This is a genomic window from Alcanivorax sp. VBW004 (assembly GCF_009718865.1).
Taxonomy (GTDB): domain Bacteria; phylum Pseudomonadota; class Gammaproteobacteria; order Pseudomonadales; family Alcanivoracaceae; genus Alcanivorax.
This window is the reverse complement of sequence record NZ_WNHC01000001.1, coordinates 961,605-983,470: the sequence shown is the minus strand read 5'-3', so window position 1 is coordinate 983,470 and position 21,866 is coordinate 961,605. Positions and strand designations below refer to the sequence as shown.

The window sequence follows — 21,866 nt, the reverse complement described above, 5'->3', positions numbered from 1 at the left end:
TATAGCGGAAAAACACCGGGAGTAACGATCAGCCCGCCAACCACCACAGGCGTGTCATCTCTCGCCAGCCGGGCGCTGTACCTCACCCGGCTGGCGTTGTCTTGAACCCAACAAAGAACCAAAAAAAAGCCCGCCATGAGAGGCGGGCTTTTTTATCTACAGGAAAGATCAGAATGCAAAGTGTTCCGCATCCAGATCCATCATGCAGTCCAGACCGCCTTCGATGGCGCCTTTATGGCCAGCCACGCGCGGCAGGATACGCTTGAAGTAGAAGCGTGCAGTGCTGATCTTGGCCTTGTAGAAGTCCTCATCACCGGCACCGGATTCCAGTGCGGCGTGGGCCACAGACGCCATACGAGCCCACAGGTACGCCAGGGTCACGTAGCCGGAGTACATCAGGTAATCCACAGAAGCGGCACCCACGTATTCCGGGTTCTGCATGGCCTGCATGCCGATGGCCTGAGTCAGCTCGCCCCATTCCTTGTTGTAGCCGGCCAGCGGCTCCAGGAATTCTTTCAGGTCCGCATTGTCGCCATTGGCTTCACAAAACTGGTGCACGATCTTGGTGAAGTTACGCAGGGCCTGACCCTGGGTCATCATCACCTTGCGGCCCAACAGATCCAGCGCCTGGATACCGGTGGTGCCTTCGTACAGGGTAGAGATACGGGCATCACGTACGTTCTGCTCCATGCCCCACTCACGGATAAAGCCGTGACCACCGTAGATCTGCACACCGTGGTTAGCGGCTTCCAGGCCCGCTTCGGTCACGAACGCCTTGGCGATCGGGGTCAGCAGAGCCATCAGGTCGTCGGCTTCCTTACGGGCCGCTTCGTCTTTCTCCAGCTTCACCTTGTCACCCAGCTGGGCGCACAGGTAAACCAGTGCACGACCACCTTCGGCAAACGCCTTGGAGGTCAGCAGCATGCGACGCACGTCCGGGTGAACGATGATCGGGTCCGCCGGGCCTTCCGGGTTTTTCGGGCCGGACAGGCTACGCATGGCCAGACGGTCCTTGGCGTAGGTCAGACCACCCTGGAAACCGATTTCAGCGTGAGCAACACCCTGAATGGCGGTCCCCAGACGGGCAAAGTTCATAAAGGTGAACATGCAGTTCAGGCCTTTGTTCTCCGGACCGATCAGGTAACCGGTAGCACCGTCGAAGTTCATTACGCAGGTAGCGGACGCCTTGATGCCCATCTTGTGTTCGATGGAACCACAGGTCACCGCATTGCGCTCACCTACACTGCCGTTACCGTCGGTGAGAAACTTGGGCACGATGAACAGGGAAATACCCTTGGTACCTTTCGGGGCACCCGGCAGACGGGCCAGCACGATGTGGATGATGTTCTCAGCCATATCGTGTTCGCCGGCGGAGATGAAGATCTTGGTGCCGGTGATGCTGTAAGAACCGTCTGCGTTAGGCTCGGCCTTGGACTTGAGAATGCCCAGGTCGGAACCACAGCTCGGCTCGGTCAGGCACATGGTGCCGGTCCACTCACCGCTGGTCAGCTTGGGCAGGTAGCCGTTTTTCTGCTCGTCGGTACCGTGCTCTTCGATGGTCGCAACCGCACCGTGGGACAGGCCCGGGTACATGCTCCAGGACCAGTTGGCGGAACCGGTCATTTCAGAAATCGCGATACCGGCAGAACCGGGCAGACCCTGGCCGCCGAATTCCGGGTCGCCGCCCATGGCCGGCCAGCCGCCTTCCACGTATTTGCTATAGGCTTCTTTAAAGCCTTTCGGCGTGGTCACCACACCGTTATCGAAACCACAGCCTTCCTCATCACCGGAACGGTTCAGGGGAGCCAGCTCGTTTTCGGAGAACTTGGCGCCTTCTTCCAGGAAAGCATTCAGCAGTTCGCTGTTGATGTCTTCCAGACCCAGGCTGGCGTAGTGGCCATCCAGATCCAGCACTTCATTCAGTACAAAGCGCATATCGCGCAGGGGAGCCTTGTAATCCGGCATCTCAAATCTCCCTTAAATTACCGGTGACAATGAGGCGGGCCGCGGCTCGCCAGTGTAGGGGAGTCTCTGAAGTACTCCTTGGGACGCTAATCTTAGGTCAGGCCTCCAGCACGTCTCCACCCCTATTTGTGACCCGCAAGTCAAACAAGCGTTTGAAACTACCGTTTGCCCTCTAACCACGCTGATTTAAAAGGCATTTACCCGGCAACCGTAAAAAAGCATCGGTCTGCCCCCGTTGACCTCTCAAGCCCCTCGGGTTTCGGTATACTCGCGGGATTACGGTTTAACAGCCTGTTAAGGAATAGTGAAATGATTGATCCAAATCTGCTGGATATTCTGGTTTGCCCGGTGAGCAAAGCGCCGCTGATCTACGATGAAAAGTCAGCTGAACTGAAGTGCAAGGCCAGTGGCCTGGCCTACCCGGTACGCGATGGCATCCCTGTCATGCTGGAAGAGCAAGCTCGCACCATGGGTGATGAGGAAGCTCAATCGCTGTAGAGCCCCGCCACATAACACTTCGCCACAGGAAGGCCTTTTATGCATAAGCGGCTTTGTTTTGCCCTGGCGCTGGCCAGCTCCCCGTTGTGCGCTCAGGAGCCCGTCGATAACGACACGCCGGTTCCCGATACCGCCCCCGCCAGCATGACCGAAGAGCAAAAGCTTAATGACTGCCTGTTGCGCAGCGCCCAGACCGCCAACGGCAAGGTAACCTTGCAGGAGATGCGTGGCTGGTGCACCAATGGAGAAGAACAGGACAAGATCAGCGCCCACGAAGATGCCCTGCGGGCCAGACTGGCACTGGAGAACACCACCCAGGGCAACCCCTTCGTCATTACTCCCCATCGCCGTAATTACCTGCTGCCCTACAGCTACTGGTCCAACCGGCAGTGGAACGACCCCACCAAGAACGACAGCGACCTGCAGCCCACCGAGGTGAAATTCCAGTTATCGCTGAAAGCCCCGATCAAGGAAAAGATTGTGGATGACATCACCCTGTGGATGGCATTCACCGGCACCTTTTACTGGCAGGCCTATAACAGCGAGCTCTCTGCCCCGTTCCGCGAAGCCAATTACGAACCTGAGCTGTTCATTACCAAGCCCATCGACTGGCAGATCGGCCCGCTGGACTCGGAGCTGCTCGCCATGGGGGTGGTCCATGAATCCAACGGCCAGGATGTCCCGGTATCGCGCAGCTGGAACCGGGTTTTCCTGAATTATATTTTCAAGACCAACGATTATTACTGGTCCTTCAAACCCTGGTATCGCATACCGGAAGATGAGAAAGATGATCCACTGGATCCCCGTGGTGACGACAACCCGGATATCGAAAAGTACATGGGTAACTTTGAACTGGAAGTGGCCCGTCCGTTCGGTAATCACGTGATTGAACTGATGCTGCGCAATAATCTGCGTTCAGAAAACAAGGGTGCCGCCCGCATCAACTATTCGTTCCCGTTGAGCAAGCGTTTCAAAGGGCTGGTACAGGTGTTCTCGGGTTACGGGGATTCGCTGATCAACTACGACAATTATGAAAACCGCTACAGCTTCGGGATCCTGTTGACGGATTCATTGTAAGAGACGCATAGAGAGACGCAACACGCTGCACGCATCATGCAACACGACCAACCCGCGTGGTGCGTGTCGCATGCAGCGCGCCTAATACCAGAGCGTAAACAGCAACCGGGTTACGGTGGCATCAAAGCTGTACAAAGGCTCGGTACCGGGTGTGGTCTGCACCCGGATATCACGGAAGTTATCGTAATCGAAATTGAAGCGGTCCACCCACAGGTGCAGGCCGGCCTTGCTGATGGTGTCCCAGTTGGGCTTACTGAACTGGAACCCCACCCCCAAACCAATCACCGTGGAAGAGAACTCGCTCAATTCCTTGTCTCGGGCCAGGAAATTCTGGGAATCCTGAAACGGGAACAGGTCCGCATAGAAATCCGCATCACCCTGCTGGTAACTCCGGTAGCGGGTCTCCACCGTCCAGCGCTGGCCGATGGGCTGAATCAGCTGAAGCTGCCAGCTATTGGCATCCACGCCCCAGGAGTCGCTATAAATTCGATATTCCCCGTGCAACCCGGCACGCCATGGCAGGTAATACGACAACCGGATCGCCGTGGCCTCACTGGTTCGGGTATTGGGGTAACGCTCCGGTTCAAAGCTATAGCTGTTGGGTGAAGTCAGGTAGCGCACCGATCGGTAAGGGTTATTCAGGTAGCCTTCATCGGTAATCAGTTCATGGCCGATGCTGCCGATCAGGTTTTTCGTCAGCACCTGGCTCAAGCCAATGCGAAAGTGTTGACGGTCCGCCTCTTCAGCGAAGCTGTTGTCGCCGGTACGGAACACTTCGTCCCAGCCTTTCGAATAGCCCAGGCTCAGGGTGGTCAGGTCGCCGAAAAAATCCTGGCTCATATCGAAGTGCACCGAGTTGGCTTCAAAGTCACTTTCTTCACTGTTGCCGTAGCTCAGTGAATAAATGGCTTTGCCCGCCAGGTAATCGATACCGACACTTTTTTCGGTGCGCTCTTCTGAATAAGGGCTGGCGCTGGTCACCACGTCAATGGAAGCCGCCGACACCTTGTCCACATAGTAATTGGCACGCACCGAGACTTTATCTGCAAAAGACTTGCGCACCAGCACCGACGGGCCCTTGATATCCATGCCGCCGCCATCATAGGCATGGCGCAATACATCCAGCCGATCCTCCGGCAACACCGCCGCCAATGCACTGGCCGTTAGCAACCACAGCGCCCCGACTCGTAGCCCCCACATCAGTTGCATCCACAGCCTCCGCCGGCACTGCCTTCTGCTCCGCGCATGGCTTCACGGGCCTGATGCACGTGGTGCATGTAGTTATCCGATGCAGGGTTGGCTGCCGGATTCATCACCGGGTCGGCCAACCGGGCACGCTCGTAAGGTTTGAGCCAGGGCTGCACGGATGAACAGCCACTGCCCAGGGCGGCAGCAATCAACAGGGAAATCAGCGCGGTCTGTCGCATTATTCGAGCACCAGTTCCTTCACCTCGGTCCGGTAGTGATCCATATAACCGTCCTTGTAGCCACGGTGGTGATAGCGCACCTTGCCATTGCGGTCGATCAGCACCGTGGTCGGCATGGCATCCACCTGGTAGGTCTCACTGGTGCTGTTGGCCGGATCGAACAACACCGGAAAGCTCACGGGAATTTTATCCAGCAGCAAGTTGGCCTGATCCCGGTTTTCATCCAGGTTCACGCCGAGAATGGTAAAACCATAGTCGCGATATTCCTGATAGAGCTCATCCAGCAAGGGCATTTCCGTACGGCACGGGCCGCACCAGGACGCCCAGAAGTTCAGCAACACCACCGTGCCGCGCAGCTCACTCAGCTTGATGTTCTCACCGCTGCTGGATTTCAGGGTAAAGTCCGGCGCCTGGCCGGTTACGTCTGCGCTCGCCCCCAGGCTCCACACGCACAGCACCCCACACAGCACCCCTGATAGCCATTTTTTCATTGTGCTTCCCCTCACTGTATTTGCCTGCTTTTTTTATGCTGCTTCCGCCCGTTCTGACGGCCCCGCAACGCGACCAGGGGTGATCAGAAAAACACCCCGATGCCTGCGGTTAATTCCAGGTTATGGGTGGTTTTGTCTTCACCCAGCACATCCAGATTGAAGATGTGATCTTTCATGTCCACGCGCACCGCCATCCAGTCATTAAGCAACAAACGGTACCCCACCCCCAGACTCAGCGTGAACTGGTCATCGCCGGCAAAGTCCGTCATGCCGGCTCCGCCCATTAAATACAATGCATTGTTGTAGGCACGGTTTTCCGACAGAAACGCCTCGCCCGGCAGCAGGTTGTAGCCCACGCCCACCTGATAATAGGTGTATTCACGCTCATCATCAGTGAGTAGCTGAACCCCCGCATTCAGGGTTTCAAAACTGGTTTCCCCGGCCTTGGAACGGCCCAGACTGCCTTCCAGGAATACATCCTCAGACAGGTGGTAATCCAGCCGCACCCCCAGCACCGGGTCACTGCCGAAATCCTCAATGGAGAGAATGCCGGTGTAGAGGCCGATCTCGAAATTTTCCGCATCGATGTCCGCCTCTTTGATATGACGGCGTTCAATACGCGGGTCGAGCACGGATTCCGCATCCGCATCCCGAACGGTGGCCTTGTTGTCACCCTCTTGTTCCGCCGCCACGCTTTGCAGTGGCAGCAGCAGGGATGCCGCTAGAACAGTACAGAGAAACCGAGTTTCCATTCTTCCAAATTCCGGTTGTCGTCTTCCTGGGTAAACAGCACATAGCTACGGTACTCACCGCGCAGAACAAACCCCCGCGACAGGTAGGCTTTCAGGCCCGCCCCGGCGAAGGCAAAATTCTCATCACGGTTTTCCGGTGTCACCACCGTGGCACGGGGCTCGATTTTGGCGCGCCCGGTACCCAGCATGACATAGGGAGAAACCCGCCAACGCGGGAACATCTCGTGCTGCAAGTTAATATCGATCAGTTTGTTGTTGGCGAAGGGGCCGCTGGCCTGGGTGAACATGGCTTCCGCAGACAGGTTTTCCGTCATCCGGTAACCCAGCGCAAACGCCAGTGAGGTCACTTCATCCAGCTCCCCCATCAGCACCGACGCCTGCCAATGGCCAGCCTGGAATGCTTCCTGGCCCAGGCTTTTCATCTCCGGGGTTTGCTCGCTACCATCCAGGGTTGCCAGCAACGCTTCACGAGGCACCCAGCCCACCCGGCCACGCACGGTGCTGACCTTGATCCAGCCGGCACGGCGATATTCCAGGGTCAGCGGAGCATCGCGCTCCACCACATGAAACACGGGATAACCGCGCCCCGGGCCGGTGTGAATTTCCACAAACGGCTCCGCCACCTTGACGCGCACCGCCGCAGTATCCGATTTGGCATCGGCCCCAGTCTCAGGCTCAGCCCAGGCCGGCAGCACCGCAATCAGTGATAACAGAATTACAACAAGGCGCACCGGGTGCGTCTCCTTTCCAATACATGTCAGGGCGCGGGAAAGCCCGCTCAGTTTTCCGGCACCCGGAAGGGGTCGTTATACAGCTGCGCCCCCAGATCGATCCATTCGGCAATCAAGCGCTGCTCCGCCGCACTCAGCCAGCCTTCATGCACGCCGCCGGTGGCGAAGCGATCAAAGAAAGCACCGGAGTTACGTGCCTGCCCGGCCCGCAGGGTAGCGGACACCGCCACCGTGTCCGTGACGGGAATCGGGTTGCCATTGTTATCCAGAATCAACTCGCCGTCTTCATCGGTTTGGTAAACCACATTGCCTTCACCATCGGTGACGATAATCAGGTTGTCCACCAGAGCGCCGTCTTCCAGCACCAGCTCGTTGTCGTTGAACAACAATTCCCGGTAACTGGTGAGCTGGTCCTGCTGGTCCGGTGATGCCTCACCGGTGAGTTCCAACTGGGCAGGCGGCACTTGCAGGGCATTCATGGCATCGCGGCGGTTATGGCACGACGAGCAGGTACGGTCTTCCATCACACCACCTACATCAGCCACCCGGGGCAGATCCCAGATCGGCTGAATATGGTCTTCGTAGTGAATCACCGTCCGGCATTCCGGTTGCCATTGAGCCTGACAGCCCGCCGTGGCGGGAGCCGGGGTCTCCAGATCGTCATAGCTGAGCAATAGCTCATCGGCCGGATCCGGCGCTGGATCACTCCAGGCGTCAAACGCCTGCATATTGATAGCCGGCCATTCGCTGTCCGGCAGGAAACGGGCCAGAGCCTGAGCCATGGTTTCCCCGGCATCGGCAAACGGCACCACATCGGCGCGGCTGCTGGGGAACGGTTGGCCGGTGGCCGGTGCGCCGTCATGGATCGATGGCGCCATACCATCGGTGCGCCCATGGGGCTGTGGATTGTTGGTTCGGTGGCAGCCCTGGCATTGCAGTGTTTCCCCGGGGCGCAGGTTCAACCAGGCACCATGGCGGCTGAACACGGCCTTGCCGTCTGCATCCACCAGCTGCAAGCCCAGCGGCGCATCTGCCGGCACCCGCGCCCGCACGGAACCGTCCGGCTCCACCGGCACATAACCGACAATCTCACGCATGCCGAAGTTGGCTGCCCGACCAAACTGGGCGCCGCTGATATCGCGCACGTCTTCGTTGGGGATCAGCACGCCTTTGGTGATACGCAGGAAGCGCACCCGCCGCTGGTCCGGCGTGACCTGGGCCGGATCACTGAAATCCGCGATCGAGTTGATGCCCGGCAGCCCCGGGTTCATGAAATCGGAAAACCCGCCATCCAGATCGTACACACTGCGGATATCGATACGCGCCATATTGGCATCGGCCAGCGCCTCATCCCGATCCGACGCCGGCACCACGGTGGCCATGCTGCTGGCCGTGGCCACAGCAAGTTCAGTTACCCATAGCCCCTGCTGGGGCTGCACCACCGGCAACTGCGTTCCTTCTGATGGATTCAGAATCCACAGCCCGAAAGCCGGCTCGGCTTCCGGCAAACCCTGCTGCAAGTATTCGTCGGTACAGGGTCGCAACACCGCCCCGTCCTGCAAACGACATGGCGACCAGGCCATCAGGTAACGCCCGGTACCATCATTCAGGCTGACCAGGTCCGCCATGCGTCCGGTCACCGAAATGTCTCCGGTCAGCGTGGTATCCGGGCCAGGCAGAGCCTGTTCCGCCTGCCCCGCCACCCGGCCAAACAAGGGGCCTTCACGGTTAACGAAGTTATCGATATCAATGGCCACCGGCTCCATTTGCCCGGCGGCGGTTTCACGTAACCGGATGGCCGTCAACAAACGGCCATCGCCCATAAACGATAACGGCAGGAACTCTCGACGGGTGTCGTCCGTAAGCGCATGGCTCTCAGCGCCGTAGAGGGGAGTCAGCGCGGTCCCGTCCGGGTTCACCCGGTACAGGTCAAAACGGTCTTCATTGTCCTTGTTATCCCAACGCAGGAAGACCACCCGGCCATCCGCTTTTACCAGCGGCGCCACATCGTGGCTCATGTTGAAGGTAATCTGCTGAATATCCGAACCGTCCGGCTGCATCACATGCAGGGCGAAAGCGCTCACGTCGCGCCCTTCCTCGAGGGGATAAAACTGAGGTTTACCTTCATCCAGCAGACGGGCCCGGGCCTGACGCTGGCGAGTGGAGGAAAAGACAATGCGGCCATCAGGCAGGTAGGCGGGGTAACGGTCCTGGCCTTCTTCAGCCAGCAAATCACTGCTGATCAGGCGGTGGATCCCGCCACCCTGAAAATCGTATTCCCAAACGTTCCAGGTGGGCTGCTCATCCTCATCCGCATCAGGAATCTCCGGCGCGCGGGCGGCAAACAGCAATCGCGTCCCGTCCGGGCTGACACTGAGATCGCGGATATCATGGCCTGCACCCAGCCGCGCCGTGGTCACATCCCGGGCCTGAGCGCGGGATGACGCACTGTCGCGCACCATCAGCCGGGCACCGGCCTGGAAAACCGCCGGGTCTTCCAGCGTCTCCTGCGCCATCGCGTCCATATCACCCTGGGGCGGGGTACGCTGCACATAGGCCACCGGGATCTCGGTCACGGTCGGATCTTTTGCCTGCTCACTGCCGTCAAGGCCGCCGCAGCCACCAAGCGCTGCCAGCATTCCCAGCAGGCCGAGCCCCCCAATACGCTTTATTATTTTCACCCGTTCATCCGTATTTCGTAGGTTTACATCAGTATCCCGAATATCTTCTTAAGTTTCTGGGCGTCACTTCACAGAGAGTGACGCAGAATGTCATACAGAATACTCACGGGATACGGGAAATCTGTTAAACGGTAATACCATTATCACTACTGGCTTGCCGGCGACCGCCGAATGCGGCCGCGGTGCTCATAGAGAACAACAAGGACCAAGCCCATGAAAGGCTACCGGGGGATCATACTGATCGCACTTGCCATGGCGGTATCCGCCACAGCAACGGCAAACAGCCGGGATCAGGCTCAACGCATCCACAATCGGCTTGCCGGCGTACCGGCCGATGCCGCAACGCTGACCGAAATGGCGCAGCTGATTGACAACAACCAGGTGGCCGAGGCCGCCGAACTGGCCATGGACAACCCGGCCTTCTACAACGTCACCATCAAGCAGTTTGCCACGCCCTGGACCAACGAAGCCCAGGACGTGTTCGCACCGCTCAACGACTACACCGCCACCATCATCGGTGTGGTCCGTGACGACGTGGACTTCCGCCGCATTCTCTACAGTGACCTGCTCTATGTGGGCAACGCCAGCCCGGCCGCCTCTCCCTCCAGCAATGCCCATTACCAGGCGCTGGAAGATCAACATGCGGATCTGAGCACGGTACTCACTGAAAGCAGCCAGGCCAGCCAGTACGGCACCCCGGCAGAAGCCGTGGCCGGCGTACTAACCACCCGCGCCGCCGCCAACGCCTTTTTCTACGCCGGCACCAACCGGGCCATGCTCCGCTTCACCATGATGAATCACATGTGTCGTGACCTGGAGCAGGTCAAGGACACCACCCGCCCCTCCGACCGCATCCGCCAGGACGTGAGCCGCAGCCCCGGTGGCGACAGCCGTATCTTCCGCAACAGCTGTATCGGCTGTCACAGCGGCATGGACCCGCTGGCCCAGGCCTTTGCCTACTACGACTGGGAAGGCGAACAGGAAGGCAATGGCGGCCGCATGGTCTACAACAGCGGCAACGATGCCGAGACCGGCACCCGGGTACAGGGAAAATACCTGATCAACAGCAACAACTTCCCCTGGGGCTACATCACCCCCGACAACAGCTGGGACAACTACTGGCGCAAAGGCCCCAATGCCAACCTGGGCTGGGATCCGAGCCTCCCGGGCAGCGGCGAAGGTGCTGCCAGCATGGGCAAGGAACTGGCCCACAGTGAAGTCTTTGCCACCTGCCAGGCAGAGAAAGTCTTCCAGTCCGTCTGCCTGCGCAAACCGGCCGACGGCGCCGACACCGCTGAACTGGCCAGCATGACCAGCCATTTCAAGAACGATAACTACCGTATGAAAACCCTGTTTTCCGATGCGGCCACCTACTGCATGGGGGAGTAACGCATGTCTTTTTTCCCGCTTACTTACCCTCGTAACGCCACCCTGTTCGCCAGCCTGCTTGCCGCCTTGCTCAGCGGCTGTGGCGGCAGCGGCAGCGGTGCCGACACACAGCCAAACGTGGATACCGGAGGCAACGGTAGCGGCGTGAACTACAACGGTCCTGCGCCGCGCAACGCCGACATCTCCGCGTTCAAAATCTATATCTGGAACAATCTGGTGAGTGAACAGCGCTGCGGCGCCTGTCACCGCAACCAGCAGCCCGCTTTTGTGCAAACCGGCAACATCAACGACGCCTATGCCGCCGCCAATCCACTGATCAACCTGAACCAGCCAGCGGCGTCCCGCATGGTGCAGAAAGTGGCCGGAGGCCATAACTGCTGGGAAGCGGACCCGCAGGTCTGTGCCGACCAGATCAGCACCTGGATCAGCGCCTGGGCAGGAGAAACCCTGGGCCTGGGTGGCGGCACCACCGAGCTGGACCAACCGCCCCTGTACGATCCCGGTGACAGCAAAAACTTCCCGGTGGACAGCGGGCTGTTCGAAACCACTGTCTACCCGCTACTGGAGCCGCATTGCAGCGAATGCCACCAGAGCGATGCCGCCACCCCGCAAGCGCCCTACCTGGCCGCCGATGATGTGGACGAAGCCTACAGTGCCGCGCAAAGCAAGATTGACCTGAACCAGCCGGCGCTCAGCCGCCTGGTGGAACGCCTGCGCGAGGACAACCACAACTGCTGGAGCGACAGCTGCAGCAACGATGCCGACGCCATGGAAGACGCCATTCGCGCCATGGCCAACAACATTACCGCCACCGCCCCGGATGGAGACCTGGTGCTGAGCAAGGCACTAACCGTGGACGACGGCACCCTGGCCGCCGGTGGCGGGCGCTACGAAAGCAACGTGGTCGCCCGTTATGAATTCAAAACCGGTGAAGGCCTCACCGCTTACGATTCCTCCGGCGTAGACCCGGCCATCCATCTGCAATTCAGCGGCGATGTGGCCTGGGAAGGCGGCTGGGGCATTCGCCTTAACGGCGGCAAGGCCCAGGGCAGCACCCAGACCAGCAAAAAACTCACCGACCTGATTGCCGCCACCGGCGAACTGACCCTGGAAGCCTGGCTGGTACCTGCCAGCACCGGGCAAGACAATGCCCACATCATCAGCTATTCCGCCGGCACCATGGCCCGGAACCTGACCCTGGCGCAAAGCGGCAGCAATTATCTGACCTACCAGCGCATCGGCGAAGCCACCGGCAGCAACGGTGAGCCGGTACTGGCCACCGCCGACGATCCGCTGCAAGCCAGCTTGCAACATGTGGCCATGACGTTTGACCCGGTGAACGGCCGGCAGATCTACATCAATGGCGAACGTAACGGAGCCGCCGACTCAGTCACCCCCGGCCTGCTCAACACCTGGGACGACACCTTTGCCCTGGTGCTCGGCAACGAAGCCTCCAACGACCGGCCCTGGGAAGGCGTGATCCGTTTTGCCGCTCTCCATAACCGCGCACTCACCGGGGAACAGATCCGTACCAACTTTGCCGCCGGAGTGGGCGAGCGCTACTTCCTGCCCTTCTACATCGGCCACCTGATCGACCAGCCCGGCGCCTATCTGGTGTTCGAAGTGTCCCGCTTCGACAACTACAGCTACCTGTTTGCCGCGCCCTACTTCATTAATCTGGAGCAGGATATCGTGGACACGGAAGAGGCATTGCAAGGGCTGCGCCTGGGCATCAACGGCCGCGTCCCCGACGTGGCACAATCCTTTGCCACGGTGGACACCCTGATTGGCGGAGAAGGCTACAGCGAACAGGGCGAAACCCTGTCTCGCCTGGGCACCCTGCTACCCGTGGAGCAAGGCCAGGAAAACGATGAGTTCTTTCTCACTTTCGAGCGCCTGGGCAGCCACACCAATGTGTACACCGACCCGCAGCCCCTGCCGCTGACACCGAACCAGTACGGCGAACAGCCGCTGCCCGGCCTGCGTAACTTTGCCGAAATCAACGCCACCATGAGCCAGCTGACCGGGGTGCCAGAAGGATACGGCGAGGTGCCGGACACCTATCAACGCCTGCGTGCCCAGCTGCCCAGTGAGGAAAATATCGAAGCCTTCCTCACTGCCCATCAAGTGGGGGTTGCCCAGCTGGCCATCGAATACTGCAACGCCCTGGTGGAAGCAGAACGCAACAATGACGCCAGCATTCAGCCATTATTCGTGGGCATGAATTACAGCGCCGGCGCCGACACCCTCAGCCAGCAGAACTGGAAAGACTGGGTCATTTCACCGCTGTTTGAACGCATGGTGGGTAACGGCCAGGCCAGCCAGCCAGACCGCAACGGCGTAGAAAGCGAACTGGAAGACCTGTTGTTCAATACCAACCTGACCCAATGCAGCAGCGACTGCGTGGAGCGCACCGCCACCGCCACCAAGGCGGCCTGCGCGGCCATGCTGGGCAGCGCCACCATGCTGTTTCAATAAGGGGCACGACCATGAAAAGAATGATGAAAAAACCACAGGCCTTGCACCCCGACGCCCCGCTATTAAATCTGGGCCACGGCAAACCCATCAGCCGCCGTGACGCCCTCGGGCGCGGGCTGGTCTCCGGCGCCGCTTTTGGCAGCATGGGCCTGTTCGGCCTGTTTAGCAGCCCACGCGACGCCATGGCGGCCCTGCAAGGGGACCTGGAAACCATCAAGACCGACTGCGGCATCCTCGGTGCCGGCGCCGGCAAGATTCCGTTCATCTGTTTCGACCTGGCCGGCGGCGCCAATATCGCCGGCTCCAATGTGTTGGTGGGCGGCCAGGGCGGCCAGCTGGATTTTCTCAGCAGTGCCGGCTACTCCAAACTGGGCCTGCCCGGCGGCATGGCACCCAGCACGGATCCCGGCGTGGTCAATACGGATCTGGGTCTGGCTTTTCACAATGACTCGCCCTTCCTGCGTGGCATTCAGGAAAAAGCCCCCGGCGCCATGGGCAACGTGAATGGTTGTGTGATTCCGGCGCGCTCCGAAAACGACACCGCCAATAATCCGCACAATCCCATGTACGGCATCTTCAATGCCGGCGCCGACGGCGAACTGCTGTCGCTGATCGGGTCACGCAGCTCATTGTCCGGGGGCAACTCCATGTCTCCGGACGGCTCCATCATCGCCTCTGCCCGCCCCACCAAGGTGGACCGGGGCACCGACGTGACCGGCCTGGTGGACACCGGCAAGCTGGTGGGTCTGCTTTCCAAAGACGATGCCGTGTCGGTGATGGAATCCATCGCCCGCATCAGCCATAAACGCATCGACCGTATCGACAGCGGCCTCACCGATGCCAACCGCCGCGCCAACCTGCGCGACCTGCTGCGTTGTGGCTATGTGGAAGCCGCAGATATTACCGACCGCTATGGAGACCCCTCTGCCCTGAATATTCGTCAGGACACGGACATCCTCAGCATCTTCTCCGAGGCGGAGTTGAATGACCGGGAATTTGAGAAAACCGCTTCCATCATGAAACTGGTGATCAACGGCTACGCCGGCGCCGGCTGTATTTCCATGGGCGGCTTCGATTACCACACCGGCGAACGGGGCACCGGCGAACAACGGGACCTGCGCGCCGGGCGCTGCATGGGCGCCTGCCTGGAATACGCCCGCCGCCGCAACATGCCGCTGATGATGTACGTGTTCAGCGATGGCTCCGTGTCCAGCAACGGGCGCATTGATGATTCCGCCAACGGCCGCGGCAAAGGCGAGTGGACCGGCGACAACTCGTCCACCGCCGCCTCGTTCTTTCTGGTCTACAACCCCAACGGCCGCCCAACCCTGAACACCAACGGCGCCAGCGCCGAAAACCATCAGCAACTGGGCTGGATGCGCAGCGACGCCTCGGTGGAAACCGCCGGCACCCCGGCGGCCAACAACGTGAACCTGCTGGCGGAAACCGTGTGGCTGAACTACATGGCGTTGCACGGTGAACTCGGCCAGTTCAGCGCCCGCTTCCCCAATCACAGCCTGGGCAACGCCGCTTCGCTGGACAAACTGGCCGCTTTCAACCCCATCGTCAGCGGCCCCGTCTTTCCTCCTCCCGCCTGACCCAACCTGCCGGGGCGGCGCAGAGCCGCTCCGGCAGGTACACTGCTGTCACTCTCCTTTGCTGACAACCCGAAGACGATTGCCATGGTTTCGCTTACCCCCACTGCCCGCCTGATCACCTTGATCACACCTGCCCTGCTCCTGCTGCTGGCCATGCCGGCACAGGCCCGGTGGCAACAACAGGACTGGGATGTGATGGGTACCCGGGCCAGCGTCACACTGTGGTCCGAGCAGGATGCGGCACCCTTGTTCGACGCGCTGAAAGAGGAAATGGCGCGCCTGAATGCCTTGCTGTCCCCCTGGGTGGAAAGCAGCGAACTGGCCCGGGTCAACGCCCGTGCCGGCGAGACAACACAAACCATCAGCGCGGAGTTTTATCAGCTGCTGGCACGGTCTCTGGACTACTACCAACTCACCGACGGCGCCTTCGACATTACCTTTGCCAGTGCCGGCCACCTGTACGATTACCGCGAAGGCAAGGCGCCGAACGATACCCAGCTGGCCGCTGCGAACCAGCATATCGGCGCCGACCGTATTGAGCTGACCGCACCGGACAAGGTGCGTTTCCGTGACCCCGGCACCCGTATCGATCTGGGCGGTATCGCCAAGGGGTACGCAATTGACCAGGGCATCGCCTTGCTGAAAGAGGCGGGCGTCGAGCACGCCTACCTGTCACTGGGCGGGGACAGCTATGTACTGGGCGATCACCGGGGCCGCCCCTGGGAAGTGGGCATTCAACACCCGCGCAGTAAACAGGACATCGCCATGAAACTGCCCATGGCCGATCTGGCCATGTCCACCTCGGGGGATTACCAGCGTTATTTCATTCAGGACGGCCGCCGCATTCACCACATCCTGTCACCGAAGACCGGCAAAAGTATCGATGGGCTGGCCAGCGTTACCGTGCTGTGTGACAACAGCATCGATGCCGACGCCCTCTCCACCAGCGTCTTTGTGCTGGGCGCCGAAAAAGGCCTCGCGCTGATCAATCGTCTTCCTGAGACCTCGGCCATCATCATCGACCGGAAAGGTAACGTCACCTACTCCAATGACCTGACTGGCGGCTGACAACGCACAGGGCGAGACGCCCAGTGCCGGAAGCCTGACGCGGCTAAAAACCAGAAATCAGGTTGATGGCGGTATCGCCGGGTCTTTCGTTGAATGTCTGTCTGCGTGGCCAGAGTCGCGCCAAGCTGCACTGGACCTTGTCTCAGGCGCGAACCAGCAATCCGACTCCGGCCCCTACCATGACGCAGCCCGCGCCAAGCTGCAGCGGCCGCCGGTAGCGTGGCGGCAACGCCACCGCCGCCAGCCGGCTGGCCAGCAAGGCATAGGCGACTTTTACACTACCCACGGCCACGACCGTTACCAACAACACCGCAGCTATCGCCGCGCCTTGCAGCGCAGGCAAATCCACGAACACGGGCAACAAGCTGGCATAAAAAACGATGGCCTTGATATCACCCAGCGTTACCAGCAGGCCCGCCAGAAAACTCGCACCATGGTGACCTGCACGCTTGTCGCTGTTCCCCGGATTGCTCACAGCCGCCCGCCGGGAACGGATCAGCTGCACGCCAAAACCTATCAGCCACACCGCTGCCAGTATCCGCACCACCACAAACGCCGTCCCCAGCCACTGGGCCAGGGCCGCCATGCCGAACAGCGCAAGGCTCACAAACAGCAGGTCCGCCAGCACAATACCTGCGGCCACCAGCAAACCATGGGAAACGCCATACCGGGCGGAACGGACCACCACCAGCGCCACACTGGTACTGGGCATCGCTGCCATGACCATGAGGGATAGCATCAACAGAAACAGCGACGGGATACCCATAAGCCCTCACCAACGCAGAAAGGATGCGGAATGATGATCCTTGCCAGTCTACCGCGAGACGGCGCCACCCCGCGCCTCGCTGCACAGTCGCCCCTGCTCCAACTGCAGACGCCAGACGTCATGGTAATCCTCCGCTTGCGGAAAATCCGCCGCGCCGGCCAGGTAGAGGCTGTCGTCCCGCAGGGTTTGGCCCAACAACAACGTGCCGGTAAAACCAAGGGGAAGGTGCAACGCGGGGTAATGCCAGGGCATCACACCGCCGCGCACCCGCTCTGCCGCCACCCCGTTGAGCGCGGGCCATCGCGCCGGGACGGTAACGATCTCACCCTGTTCATCCACACCGATCAGTCCGCTCGGTGGCGCGCACAGGGCCAGCTCAGCCAGGTACAGGGTGCCGCCCTCAATGAGGTAATGGCACACATAACCGCGCCAGCAATCGGAACTGTCGCCATCGGGATAAAGATCCCAGTCCGCCGGGGCAAACGCAGCACCACTGATCACATCGAACCCTTGCCCCCTGTGGTGCAAGGAATCCAGCTGTTGCGCTGTCACCGGGACGACCCCATGGGCGGCTGTAAGGGGAACACTGAGGACTGCGGCGCCGCCTCGTCCGGGGCCTGCTCACGCTCGCGGCTGCTGCGCAAGGCGCGATGGTAAAGGTCGGCCAGCCCTTCATGGGCCGACGCACTGAAACGCTTCAGGCGGTTGCGGGTTTCGGTAACCTGTTCATAGGCCGACGCCTGCAAACCGTACTGTTGGCGACGCATCAACAGCGCCCCGCGTTTCTGTAAGCGTTCCAGCTCGCCGGTCAGTGCATTCAATTCTTGCGAGAAATCTTCCAACCGCTCGGAGCGGTATGTGGCAAACAGCACACGGCTGCGCAGCACACGGGTTTCATCCAGCAACCCATCGATTTCATTAAGCTGATGCTGACGTTCCCACTGGCGCGGCACAATGTTTTCCTGCATCTCCCACAGCAAAACACCTTTGTAGAAGTCCAGCTTGGCGGTCACATCCGGGCGCTTTCGCTTGCCCCACCCCTCGGTGCGCTGCTCGGCATTCTGCTGCGCCTCCCACAGCTTGCGCTCCTTGTCGGTGGCGAAGGGCAACGGGTCCTGTTTGGCCACGGCCTCATCGTAACGGCGCTGCAAACGGGTCATGCGTCCCTGGAAATCCTGCTGTGACAGATCGTCCAATAGCGCTCGGGCCGCAGGGCGGGTTTCGTCCTGCTTGCGCCGATGGGCAGCCATCAATGTCTCAAAGGCCGGCAGCTTTTCCTGCCACTGGGTAAGCAGGTTCTTCTGCCGCAACAACTCGTGGTAGTTATTCCAGCCACGTTGAAATTCGGTGGTGGCAAACCATTCATAAAAGGTTGGGAAACTTTCCACCCGGCGCGGCAGGAACGGCGGCACCGGATCCATGGCGGTGGACCAGCGCGGCTCCCCCACCATGGCCGTAAACCATTCGCCACTGGCAATATCCGCTTCCACTTCCAGCAGGTATTGCTGCAAACCAGCAAAGCGATCCAGTGCGGTCTCGAATGCCTGCCTGGCAGAACGCTGATCGCCCATTTGCTCGTACAGGTAGGGAATCGCTAACTGCGCTTCCTGCACCGGCAATCGCTGGATCGACTTGGTGTCCAGCTGCTGCAGGACCGGCAGCGCCTTACGGGGCTGATTTTCAATCAACAGGGCGCGGGCATAGAGCAACAGGGAGATGTCGGCAAACGGCCCCTCCAGGCGAGCGTCTCGCAACAGGGCCAGCGCACGGTCTTCCTGATCGCTGCGCAACATGTAGATCGCCAGCGCCAGCATGGCTTTTTCCTTGATCGCATTAACCTGGGCGTCCCCCGGCGGCATGTTGGCCAGCTGCCAGAGCCATTCCTGCCCCAGCCCGGGATGCTTGCCGTTAATCCAGCTGATCGCCAGGTTATAGCGCAGGTAGGCATTGAGAGGATGGTCTTCGGAGAACGCATCAAGCAGCTCTGCGGCTTCTTCATAGCGTTGCAGACGCATCAGGACCCGCGCCCGCAAACTGAAATACACTTCTTCCAGTTTGGCTGGCGGCTCACCGACCTGTTGATCCAGCATGGCCAGCGCCTGTTGGTATTTCTGCTGGCGATAGTAAAGACCGGCAAGGTGAATCCACGCCCGCTGGGCGACTTCACCGCTGACCTGGGTATCGAGCAACTGGTTGAAAACCTGCTCGGCGTCTTCGGGCATGCCGTAGGCGCTGTACATGGCCCCCAACAGCACTTCCATATCCGCCTTGTGGATATCCACCTCGCCCCGCTCCAGCGCCATCTGGGCGCGGGTCAGGGCAGCAAAATAATCGCCTTTGAGATACAGATAGGCCACCTCACCATAGGCCAGCTCCTGCACCTGATGAGGTTCATCCAGGCGGGCCCAGCTCAGGGAACTGAGTAACAACAGCCCCACCACCAGCCCTTTCAAGCTTCCTCGCATTCGCATAGACCGCTCTCAGCGCCAGTCGCGAAAACGGAAACGCGGCTGCTGCTTGGCGGTATCGTCCTCGATATGAAGCTGAACGAAATGGCGGCCGTGATTCTTGTCGAAGTGGCCGGTCACCCCCTGGCGCATTTCCCGGCCGGCAGGCCCGGTGCCGGTGATAAAGGCCGTGAGCTCGTGATCACCATTCTTCACGTTGGCCAGCGCCAGACGCTGCACCGCACCGTTTTTCAGGGCGCGGATCTCCTTTTCCGTGTAGAGATGGCTGGTCAGCACTTCGCCATCCAGCTCCAGCGTGATGCTGTCCGGCTGGAAAAAGTGCCCCACATCCAGAGAGACATAAATCCCGACCTGGGTATCGGCGGGGAACAGCAACTCTTCTTCGAGCAATAGCAGGCGTTTATTGACTTCCAGCACGTCACGTTTGAAATCGGCCAGATCCTTGTCCAGCTCGGCCCCGTGCAGCTGGGCTGCGACCAGCATCAACAACAAAATGAATGCGCGGCGCATGTGCGCTCCCCCGGTGTTAGCGTTTATCTACGTTGTTTTCAGATACGTTCTTTTCAGGAAATCTACCATAGCTTGTCGGCTTTGACTGTTGTGATTGTCACAGCCTGCCGGATACAAATTTACGACATCCGGTACTTGCTTTCGGCCCGGCGATCACGCGACTATCGAGAAAGCCGGATGATTCTGTCATTCGGCCCTCGTGCCGGCGGCCCGGTCAGGATGCCGCACCACAGGCGCCCCGCAAGGGGCGCGGTGGTGTGACTGGCGATCGGGCCGTCCGGCACGCATTAATTACCCTCCCCCCTCTTCCGCTTCTTCTGCTTCACACTCGCAACTTTCCCGTTATGCTGGCCTCTAACCGGCACGTCGTAGCCCCTTGTGCCCTATGGATGGAGTGAGTAGATGAAAAAAGTGGTTTCCCTGTGGATGGTCATGGGCCTGCTGATACTGAGCGGCTGCCAGAGCCTGGCTGGCCTGGAGTCCCCGGACGTCAGCGTATCCGGCATTAACCTGAACAGCTTCAACCTGTTCGAGCAGGAATGGGGGCTGACCCTGCGGGCCCGCAACCCCAACGACCGGGAGCTCACCCTCAACAGCCTGGATTACGAGATCTACGTCAACGGGGAGAAATTTGCCCGTGGACTGACCAACGAACGCATCACTCTGCCCGCCATGGGCGATGCCCAGGTCACCACCACCATTACCACCAGCCTGTTAAGCAGCCTGCAACAGCTGCAGAAAATCCAGCAGCGCAAGGACCAGCCATTGCAATACCGGCTGGTCGGCAAGGCACGGGTAGCGGGTGTGCCGATTCCCCTTTCCTTCGACAAGGAAGGCGAAATGACACTGCCGGCGATGCCATAGCGCTTGCCGCCCCAAGGAACACAGCCCGGGCATGGTCCGGCGGGTTATCAGTGTTGTTCTCTCAGCTGATGCCGAAAGCGGCCGGGGCTCTGCCCGGTCCAGCGCCGGAAGGCGTGATTGAAATTGGCGATTTCGGAAAAGCCCAGCCGTTCGCTGATTTCGGCTAGGCTGAGAATGCCCAGTAATAACCACTGTTCCGCCAGCATCCGCCGCACTTCATCCAGCAGGGCCCGGTAGCTGGTTCCTTCCGCCGCCAGCTGCCTGCGCAATGTCCGGCTGGTGATGGTCAGTTCTTCCGCCATGGCCTCCATATCCGGGAACCGCCCCGGCTGCTGCAACAACCGTCGGCGGACCCGCACCGCCACACTGCCCTTGCGGTAACGTTGCACCAATAACTGGTGGCACTGTTCCTCGCACAAGCGGGCCGTCACCGGGTTGGCCTGGGGCAGCGGCATATCCAGCAGGCCCAGCGCGAACCGTGCCTGGCTGCGGGGGCGATCAAATACCGGCGTCAGTCCGAAAACCGCCTCGAACGGGGCAATCGAGCGCGGCGGCAACCGCACTTCCAGTGAAGACAGCGGAATGCGCCCGGCAAACAGCTCCTCCTGGATCATCATCACCGCGCTGGCGTCCCGGGCCAGCAGATACTCACGCACCTCTTCGGGCACACGGCTATCATCCAGGATCAAGATGGCGTCATCGCCCTGCTCCTGCAGGGAAATATCCAGAAACGCGAAGGTCAGATCCAGGTAACGCAACCCCAGCTCAACCGCCTGACGAAAGGTGGGACTGCTCAGCAGCGCAAACCCCCAGACTCCATAGCTGCTCAGGTGGTAGCGCTGCCCCATGGCCAGGCCCAGCTCTGCCTCGTTGCCCAGTTCCCGGCACAGGTTGCGCACCACGGTGAGCTCCTGCTCCGCATCAATGGTGCAATCAGCCTGGCCCAGCATGTCCGGATCAATGCCGGAACCCTGCAGACACGCCGCGACCGGCAGCCCCCGCTCTTCGGCAAAGGCCACCTGCATTCGCACGCTGGTAATGGCTCGCTGTACTGTCACTGGCGATGTCCGAATTCCACAATTTTCTGTCCCAGAATGCCATAA

Annotated in this window: 19 protein-coding genes; 7 read left to right on the top strand and 12 right to left on the bottom strand. The window is 60.2% G+C overall.

Annotated features, from left to right (window positions below; genetic code table 11):
* Positions 1 to 168: 168 nt before the first annotated feature.
* Positions 169 to 1,965, bottom strand: a complete 1,797-nt coding sequence (locus F1529_RS04490) for an acyl-CoA dehydrogenase C-terminal domain-containing protein (RefSeq protein ID WP_155132413.1) — start codon at positions 1,963 to 1,965, stop codon at positions 169 to 171.
* A 309-nt stretch (positions 1,966 to 2,274) separates the two neighbouring features.
* Here F1529_RS04490 and F1529_RS04485 point away from each other — a divergent pair, with 309 nt between their 5' ends.
* Both F1529_RS04485 and F1529_RS04480 read left to right on the top strand, forming a co-directional pair.
* The gene (locus F1529_RS04485; RefSeq protein ID WP_007151538.1) at positions 2,275 to 2,463 is read left to right on the top strand and encodes a Trm112 family protein; all 189 of its coding nucleotides are present in this window, start codon (positions 2,275 to 2,277) and stop codon (positions 2,461 to 2,463) included.
* A 39-nt stretch (positions 2,464 to 2,502) separates the two neighbouring features.
* Positions 2,503 to 3,540 (top strand): phospholipase A, encoded by a 1,038-nt coding sequence (locus F1529_RS04480; RefSeq protein WP_007149293.1) that lies wholly within the window; start codon positions 2,503 to 2,505, stop codon positions 3,538 to 3,540.
* Positions 3,541 to 3,621: 81 nt separating this feature from the next.
* On the opposite strand, the gene F1529_RS04475 is transcribed toward F1529_RS04480, so the two are convergent.
* The 6 genes from F1529_RS04475 to F1529_RS04450 all read right to left on the bottom strand — a co-directional run bounded on the left by F1529_RS04475 (position 3,622) and on the right by F1529_RS04450 (position 9,622).
* On the bottom strand, positions 3,622 to 4,749 hold the full coding sequence (locus F1529_RS04475; protein ID WP_007148793.1) for a DUF3570 domain-containing protein: 1,128 nt from the start codon (positions 4,747 to 4,749) through the stop codon (positions 3,622 to 3,624).
* Positions 4,740 to 4,967 (bottom strand): DUF4266 domain-containing protein, encoded by a 228-nt coding sequence (locus F1529_RS04470; protein ID WP_039926360.1) that lies wholly within the window; start codon positions 4,965 to 4,967, stop codon positions 4,740 to 4,742. Before F1529_RS04470 ends, F1529_RS04475 begins: the two co-directional genes overlap by 10 nt.
* A complete protein-coding gene (locus F1529_RS04465; protein WP_007150467.1) occupies positions 4,967 to 5,458 on the bottom strand; it encodes a TlpA disulfide reductase family protein in 492 nt (163 codons plus the stop codon). The genes F1529_RS04470 and F1529_RS04465 overlap by 1 nt, the downstream gene beginning before the upstream one ends.
* Positions 5,459 to 5,541: 83 nt before the next feature.
* On the bottom strand, positions 5,542 to 6,210 hold the full coding sequence (locus tag F1529_RS04460) for an outer membrane beta-barrel domain-containing protein (protein WP_007151588.1): 669 nt from the start codon (positions 6,208 to 6,210) through the stop codon (positions 5,542 to 5,544).
* Positions 6,180 to 6,941, bottom strand: a complete 762-nt coding sequence (locus F1529_RS04455; RefSeq protein WP_290517873.1) for an outer membrane beta-barrel protein — start codon at positions 6,939 to 6,941, stop codon at positions 6,180 to 6,182. The genes F1529_RS04460 and F1529_RS04455 overlap by 31 nt, the downstream gene beginning before the upstream one ends.
* Positions 6,942 to 6,988: 47 nt before the next feature.
* Positions 6,989 to 9,622, bottom strand: coding sequence for a hypothetical protein (locus F1529_RS04450; protein ID WP_370456956.1), 2,634 nt, complete (start codon positions 9,620 to 9,622; stop codon positions 6,989 to 6,991).
* Between the two features lie 213 nt (positions 9,623 to 9,835).
* Between F1529_RS04450 and F1529_RS04445 the strand changes: the two genes are divergently transcribed.
* The 4 genes from F1529_RS04445 to F1529_RS04430 all read left to right on the top strand — a co-directional run bounded on the left by F1529_RS04445 (position 9,836) and on the right by F1529_RS04430 (position 16,155).
* Positions 9,836 to 11,011 (top strand): hypothetical protein, encoded by a 1,176-nt coding sequence (locus F1529_RS04445; RefSeq protein ID WP_155132411.1) that lies wholly within the window; start codon positions 9,836 to 9,838, stop codon positions 11,009 to 11,011.
* A 3-nt stretch (positions 11,012 to 11,014) separates the two neighbouring features.
* The gene (locus F1529_RS04440; RefSeq protein WP_155132409.1) at positions 11,015 to 13,489 is read left to right on the top strand and encodes a LamG domain-containing protein; all 2,475 of its coding nucleotides are present in this window, start codon (positions 11,015 to 11,017) and stop codon (positions 13,487 to 13,489) included.
* Positions 13,490 to 13,500: 11 nt separating this feature from the next.
* The gene (locus tag F1529_RS04435; RefSeq protein WP_155132407.1) at positions 13,501 to 15,087 is read left to right on the top strand and encodes a general secretion pathway protein GspF; all 1,587 of its coding nucleotides are present in this window, start codon (positions 13,501 to 13,503) and stop codon (positions 15,085 to 15,087) included.
* A gap of 84 nt (positions 15,088 to 15,171) precedes the next feature.
* Positions 15,172 to 16,155 carry an FAD:protein FMN transferase gene (locus F1529_RS04430; RefSeq protein WP_155132405.1) on the top strand — a complete coding sequence of 328 codons (984 nt, stop codon included), beginning with the start codon at positions 15,172 to 15,174 and terminating at the stop codon, positions 16,153 to 16,155.
* A gap of 142 nt (positions 16,156 to 16,297) precedes the next feature.
* On the opposite strand, the gene F1529_RS04425 is transcribed toward F1529_RS04430, so the two are convergent.
* The 4 genes from F1529_RS04425 to F1529_RS04410 are packed head-to-tail and all read right to left on the bottom strand — an operon-like array spanning position 16,298 to position 19,899.
* Positions 16,298 to 16,921, bottom strand: a complete 624-nt coding sequence (locus F1529_RS04425) for a LysE family translocator (protein WP_155132403.1) — start codon at positions 16,919 to 16,921, stop codon at positions 16,298 to 16,300.
* Positions 16,922 to 16,969: 48 nt separating this feature from the next.
* Entirely contained in the window at positions 16,970 to 17,473 is a 504-nt protein-coding gene (locus F1529_RS04420; RefSeq protein ID WP_155132401.1) for a hypothetical protein, read from the bottom strand.
* Positions 17,470 to 19,392, bottom strand: coding sequence for a lipopolysaccharide assembly protein LapB (locus tag F1529_RS04415; protein ID WP_155132399.1), 1,923 nt, complete (start codon positions 19,390 to 19,392; stop codon positions 17,470 to 17,472). The genes F1529_RS04420 and F1529_RS04415 overlap by 4 nt, the downstream gene beginning before the upstream one ends.
* Before the next feature lie 9 nt (positions 19,393 to 19,401).
* Positions 19,402 to 19,899: a hypothetical protein gene (locus F1529_RS04410; protein ID WP_007148718.1), complete on the bottom strand. Its 498-nt coding sequence runs from the start codon at positions 19,897 to 19,899 to the stop codon at positions 19,402 to 19,404.
* A 402-nt stretch (positions 19,900 to 20,301) separates the two neighbouring features.
* On the opposite strand from F1529_RS04410, the gene F1529_RS04405 reads away from it, so the two are divergent.
* Positions 20,302 to 20,763, top strand: a complete 462-nt coding sequence (locus F1529_RS04405) for an LEA type 2 family protein (protein ID WP_155132397.1) — start codon at positions 20,302 to 20,304, stop codon at positions 20,761 to 20,763.
* 47 nt (positions 20,764 to 20,810) lie between these two features.
* Here the strand turns inward: F1529_RS04405 and F1529_RS04400 are convergent, their stop codons facing one another.
* Positions 20,811 to 21,821, bottom strand: a complete 1,011-nt coding sequence (locus F1529_RS04400) for an AraC family transcriptional regulator (RefSeq protein ID WP_370456955.1) — start codon at positions 21,819 to 21,821, stop codon at positions 20,811 to 20,813.
* Between the last annotated feature and the right edge of the window lie 45 nt (positions 21,822 to 21,866).

Coding starts and splice junctions, on each gene's coding strand:
- F1529_RS04405 (WP_155132397.1), top strand. CDS start 20,302: ATGAAAAAAGTGGTTTCCCTGTGGATGGTCATGGGCCTGCTGATACTG.
- F1529_RS04445 (WP_155132411.1), top strand. CDS start 9,836: ATGAAAGGCTACCGGGGGATCATACTGATCGCACTTGCCATGGCGGTA.
- F1529_RS04425 (WP_155132403.1), bottom strand. CDS start 16,921: ATGGGTATCCCGTCGCTGTTTCTGTTGATGCTATCCCTCATGGTCATG.
- F1529_RS04475 (WP_007148793.1), bottom strand. CDS start 4,749: ATGCAACTGATGTGGGGGCTACGAGTCGGGGCGCTGTGGTTGCTAACG.
- F1529_RS04430 (WP_155132405.1), top strand. CDS start 15,172: ATGGTTTCGCTTACCCCCACTGCCCGCCTGATCACCTTGATCACACCT.
- F1529_RS04490 (WP_155132413.1), bottom strand. CDS start 1,965: ATGCCGGATTACAAGGCTCCCCTGCGCGATATGCGCTTTGTACTGAAT.
- F1529_RS04460 (WP_007151588.1), bottom strand. CDS start 6,210: ATGGAAACTCGGTTTCTCTGTACTGTTCTAGCGGCATCCCTGCTGCTG.
- F1529_RS04415 (WP_155132399.1), bottom strand. CDS start 19,392: ATGCGAATGCGAGGAAGCTTGAAAGGGCTGGTGGTGGGGCTGTTGTTA.
- F1529_RS04410 (WP_007148718.1), bottom strand. CDS start 19,899: ATGCGCCGCGCATTCATTTTGTTGTTGATGCTGGTCGCAGCCCAGCTG.
- F1529_RS04465 (WP_007150467.1), bottom strand. CDS start 5,458: ATGAAAAAATGGCTATCAGGGGTGCTGTGTGGGGTGCTGTGCGTGTGG.
- F1529_RS04435 (WP_155132407.1), top strand. CDS start 13,501: ATGAAAAGAATGATGAAAAAACCACAGGCCTTGCACCCCGACGCCCCG.
- F1529_RS04440 (WP_155132409.1), top strand. CDS start 11,015: ATGTCTTTTTTCCCGCTTACTTACCCTCGTAACGCCACCCTGTTCGCC.
- F1529_RS04485 (WP_007151538.1), top strand. CDS start 2,275: ATGATTGATCCAAATCTGCTGGATATTCTGGTTTGCCCGGTGAGCAAA.
- F1529_RS04470 (WP_039926360.1), bottom strand. CDS start 4,967: ATGCGACAGACCGCGCTGATTTCCCTGTTGATTGCTGCCGCCCTGGGC.
- F1529_RS04480 (WP_007149293.1), top strand. CDS start 2,503: ATGCATAAGCGGCTTTGTTTTGCCCTGGCGCTGGCCAGCTCCCCGTTG.